This window comes from Micropruina sp. (genome assembly GCF_047606365.1).
Classification (GTDB): domain Bacteria; phylum Actinomycetota; class Actinomycetes; order Propionibacteriales; family Propionibacteriaceae; genus Micropruina.
Map to the genome: position 1 here is coordinate 1 of NZ_JASGEN010000148.1, position 4,330 is coordinate 4,330.

Annotated in this window: 5 protein-coding genes; 1 reads left to right on the forward strand and 4 read right to left on the reverse strand. The window is 73.3% G+C overall.

What is annotated here, in order from left to right; translation table 11 throughout:
- The 3 genes from QM624_RS17005 to QM624_RS17015 form a co-directional block, all read right to left on the reverse strand.
- The coding region (locus tag QM624_RS17005) for a hypothetical protein (protein ID WP_415093980.1) at positions 1-224 on the reverse strand (224 nt) is incomplete at its 3' end.
- Between the two features lie 40 nt (positions 225-264).
- Positions 265-777, reverse strand: coding sequence for a hypothetical protein (locus tag QM624_RS17010; RefSeq protein ID WP_415093982.1), 513 nt, complete (start codon positions 775-777; stop codon positions 265-267).
- Between the two features lie 77 nt (positions 778-854).
- The gene (locus QM624_RS17015) at positions 855-2,051 is read right to left on the reverse strand and encodes an alpha/beta hydrolase family protein (RefSeq protein WP_415093984.1); all 1,197 of its coding nucleotides are present in this window, start codon (positions 2,049-2,051) and stop codon (positions 855-857) included.
- 168 nt (positions 2,052-2,219) lie between these two features.
- Here QM624_RS17015 and QM624_RS17020 point away from each other — a divergent pair, with 168 nt between their 5' ends.
- A complete protein-coding gene (locus tag QM624_RS17020) occupies positions 2,220-3,197 on the forward strand; it encodes a sulfotransferase family protein (RefSeq protein WP_415093986.1) in 978 nt (325 codons plus the stop codon).
- A 12-nt stretch (positions 3,198-3,209) separates the two neighbouring features.
- Here QM624_RS17020 and QM624_RS17025 read toward each other — a convergent pair whose 3' ends face one another.
- Positions 3,210-4,112 carry a hypothetical protein gene (locus QM624_RS17025; RefSeq protein WP_415093988.1) on the reverse strand — a complete coding sequence of 301 codons (903 nt, stop codon included), beginning with the start codon at positions 4,110-4,112 and terminating at the stop codon, positions 3,210-3,212.
- Between the last annotated feature and the right edge of the window lie 218 nt (positions 4,113-4,330).

The following is a 4,330-nucleotide window of genomic DNA, read 5'->3' on the forward strand; positions in this document are numbered from 1 at the left end:
ACCGCGCCCAGCACCACCGCTGCCGCCGCCAGCGCGGCGGCGGCGCGCGACCATGCCGTCCGGGCCAGCACCGTCCTGGCCACCCAGCACAGCAGCGCCAGAGCGAACAGCACCAGCGCCCAGGCCGGTTGGTGGGCGTACTCGCGCAGCACCGTCCACCAGCCGAGCAGCAACGCCCCCACCACGGTGAGGGCGATGCTGGTCGGTCCTGGACGCCGGTTCACGCCCCCATCCTTGCGCAGCCGTCCATCGGTGCAGCAGGACTCAGACCAGGGTGGGCTGGCCGACCGGGGTGCCGGCGTCGAGCCGTCCGGCCCGGTTCAGGATGACCCCGACCCGGACCAGTCGGTTGGCGGCCAGCACCAGCAGGATCACCCCGGTCGAGGTGACCATGCCGGCGCCCAGTTGCACCGCGACGATGTCGATGCCGACCCGCACCGCGACCACCAGCAGCCACAACGCCAGGCCCCACCAGCCCGTCCGGCTCTCCCACCGGGCGGACGTCGCGTCGGACGGTGCCAGCGGACGGAAGTGGGCCAGGACACCCATCCAGGCGCCGGTGGCGGCCGACACCACGAGTTCGATGGCGAGCGCCGCCAGGTCGATTCCGCTGAGCGGCATTCCGCTGCCGAGCATTGAGGCGATGCCGACCAGGCCCAGAATGAGTGGCAACCGCCACATGGTGGCCCCGACCGGGCGCCACGTCGTCTGCCGGTACCCCACCCACACCAGGATGAGGATGCCGAGTCCGATACTGCCGAGAACGTTGAGATCCATGCCTCAAGGCTGGTGCGCGAGGCGTCGATGGACGCCCTCCCGCGGGTGGAGATCCGGGTGGAGACCGGGTGGGCGCCTCACCCGTGGCGGGGAGGGCGGCTCTCGATCCGCACGCCCCGCGACGGTGTCTCGTCGAGCAGCGCCGCGGGCAGCCCCCGCAGGTGCCGGTCGAAGAACGCCAGCGTGTAGTCGTTGACGACGCGATGCACCCGGCGGGCATCGACCGGGCCGAGCAGGCGCAGCAGCCTTCCGATCGGCTGGGAGATGAGCAGCGGCACGTCGGTGAGGTTCAGATGGAACACGCGCGGCAGCTCGAGGTACCACCCGCCGCCCGGTGACTTCTCGAAGACCGCGCGCATGGAGTGATGCTGGGTGATGTCCCGGTCCGTCCACCGCTGCATCCGCCAGGTGTCGGCGTCGCTCGCGATCCACATGGTCGGCTGCCGCAGGCCGTCGGTCACGACGTCGTGCGGCATCGGCGCCTCCATGACGAGGCAGGCGCGCAGTCGCGGGTCGCGGTGGGCGGCCTGGGCGGCGACGATGCCGCCCAGGGATACGCCGAAGACTCCCGCGCGGTCGGTGTCGATGCGTCCGGTGAGGATGCCGGTGGGGTCGGCCTCGTCGAGCGCGCGGAGCCGGTCGAGGCAGAAGGCCGCGTCCTGGGCGAGGTGCGGGACGATGCCGTCCGGCAGCGGGTGGCCGTTGAGGGCGGGGACGCCGGCACTGGGGGCGATGCTCTGCTGCAGGACGGCCTCGAGCTGGTCCTTGGTCCGGCCGAGGACCGTGCGACCGTCGGGGAGGACAACCGCGGCCGCGGTGCCGGGTTGGTCGAGCGCGGCGACGATGTACCCGTGGGAGGCCAGTTCCTCGGCCTGGAACGTGTTCATCTGCCGCAGGCCGTTCAGCCCCTCGAGGAAGACGAGCACCGGATACCTCGCCTCGTCCCCGGCCACCGGGGTCCGTGCGACCGCGTGCGTCCGCACCCGGCCCAGCATCCGTAGCGGGGCGCTCGGCACCGGCACCCGCAGCCGCGGGAACAGCCGCTGCGCGTTCTGCTGTGCGAGGCTCGCGAGCCCGGGCGCCAGGGCGGGTGCGTTGCGGACGTAGGGCGCCGGCGCGGCGCCGGGGGAGACCCGGGCGGGGTACCACAGCTGCACGATGAGCTCGCGTCGCGCCGCCGGGTCGGCGTCGAACAGCGCGGGCCGGGCCGGGTCGGTCCAGTGCCGGCTGACCGTGCCGACGGCGTATCGCCCCGTCGGGCGCGCGAACCTCATGTCACCTCCGCTTCGACCCGTTCCAACCTACGCGGCACCGCGCGACGGGGCCGGAACCGTGCTCGCGGAGCGGCCGCGGAGCCCTAGCGGAACTTCTCCTACCGATTTTATGGGTTATATGTCGAGATGTACCCCTTCGGGGCGTCCGCGACGCCCTAGCGTTTCGCCATGGCTACCCGCACCCCGCGTCCGGACGCGCTGCTCATCGGAGCCCCCAAGGCCGGCACCAGCGCCCTGCACGCCGCCCTGGCGCTGCACCCCCGGGTGTTCACCACGACACCCAAGGAGCCGAAGTACTACCTGTGCGCGGACGCCCCGCCGCCGGCCTACAACGGCCCCGGTGACGCGCACAGCCAGCAGGAGTGGATCTGGCGGCGCGAGGCGTACGACGCCCTGTTCGTCCCGGCGCGCGACGATCAGCTGCGGATCGAGAGCACGCCGTTCTACCTGTACCTGCGCAACGCCCGGCGCCGGATCGCCGAGGAGTTGCCCGAGGCGAAGCTGGTCGTGGTCGTCCGCGACCCGGTCGACCGGGCGTACTCGAACTGGATGCACCTGTGGTCGGACGGCCTGGAGCCGGTGGCCGACTTCGAGACCGCGTTCAACCTGGAGCACGAGCGGATCGCGAGGGGCTGGGCGCCGTTCTGGCACTATCGCCGGCAGGGGTTCTACGGCCACCAGTTACAGGACCTGTACAACCACGTGGACGCCGAGCGCGTCCTGCTGATCCGCTACCGCGAGCTGGTCGACGACCCGGCCGGGCTGCTCGACCGGGTGGCCGGCTTCCTCGGGCTGGAGACCGGGTTGGTGACGAGCATCCCGCGGGAGAACTCGCGCAGCTACGTGGGGCCGGGACCGTCGACCGCCGTGTTGTCCCGGGTGATCCGGGCGGGTGCCGTCGCCGGGTCGTGGTTCCCGCCCGAGGTGTGGCGGCGGGCCAGCGCGCCCCTGACGGCGCTGATGCAGTCCCGCGGTGCGGCCGCCCGGCCCAGGCTGGAGAAGGCCACGCGGCTGCGCCTGGTGCGGCAGTTCGCGGACGACATCGACCTGCTCGAGTCGGTCACCGGGCAGTCGTTCGCGCCCTGGCGGGCCGATTCCAGCGCCGGCTCGTTCGCCGGCCGCACCGCCGCCGACCGCGTCGCCTGAGGCCTCCCGGCCTCAGCCGTGCCAGGGTGCGACCATCAGGTCGTGCGCGCCGTCGGGGCGGGCCGCCTCGAAGTACAGCAGGGTGGCGCCGTCCGGACCCTGGACCGCGGCGGCGTAGCGCAGGGCACCGTCCGAGGCGGGCGAGCCGGCGATCGGCCCGTCGCCGGCCGGCTGCAGCCGGACGCCGTCGCCGGCCGCCCGGGCCAGGCCGGTGCGTTCGAACCAGTTGGACGCCGCGTCTCGCCGGCCGTCGTAGAGCACCTCGAGCGGGTCGAGCGACAGCACGGTCGTCACCCGGGTGCCGCGGGCGTCCCAGCCCGTCCCGGACGGCGCCATCGCGACGCCCCGGTCGGTCCAGGCCAGCCCGTCGGTGCTGGTCAGGTAGCGGGTGGTCATCCGGTCCTCGGCGCCGGCGACGTCCAGCGGGTGGCAGCACAGCCACAGGTGCCAGGTGGTGCCGTCGGTGACGATCACCGGATCCTTCATCGCCACGGTGGCGCTGCCCGGCAGCACCACGGTGCGGCGGCCGGAGGGGAACAGTTCGGGGGTGTCGGCGTCGATGGCCTCGACCCACCAGTGCTTCGAGCCCGGGGTCGCGCACGACACGTACAGCCGCCAGCCGCCGCCCGGCAGCCTCACCATGGCGGGCCGCTCGAACGACTCGGCGCCGAACGCGTCACGGTGCACCTCGGCGACGGTCTCGAACGCCAGGCCGTCGGCCGAGCGGGCCACCACGGTGGCCACCCCGCGTCCGGCGCTGAGTGGCCGCCGCACCCGGTACGCGAGCCAGTAGGCGCCGTCGGCGTACAGCGCGGCCGGCGCCCCGGACCAGTTGCCGGGCCCGGCGGCGGGAGCCGGGACGACCACCGTCGCCTCGTCGAACAGCGACGCGAGGCACTCGATCGTTGAGCTCATGGGCGAAGCCTAGGGGCAGTCGGGCCCGGCGCCGGGTATCCCGGAGAGCGGGCCGACCCGGCCATCGCGAGAATCGCATGCCGGTCGAGCCGGCAGTTGGTGTCGTGAGGCGCAGAAACTGGTCTGGACCATTTCTGGCATGTAATTCTCGACCATTAGCATGAGTGCCGTGCCCGCCGACGACCCGTTGCCCGCCCGCCGGGCCGGGGCGGTCCGCG

Coding starts and splice junctions, on each gene's coding strand:
- QM624_RS17020 (WP_415093986.1), top strand. CDS start 2,220: ATGGCTACCCGCACCCCGCGTCCGGACGCGCTGCTCATCGGAGCCCCC.
- QM624_RS17015 (WP_415093984.1), bottom strand. CDS start 2,051: ATGAGGTTCGCGCGCCCGACGGGGCGATACGCCGTCGGCACGGTCAGC.
- QM624_RS17025 (WP_415093988.1), bottom strand. CDS start 4,112: ATGAGCTCAACGATCGAGTGCCTCGCGTCGCTGTTCGACGAGGCGACG.
- QM624_RS17010 (WP_415093982.1), bottom strand. CDS start 777: ATGGATCTCAACGTTCTCGGCAGTATCGGACTCGGCATCCTCATCCTG.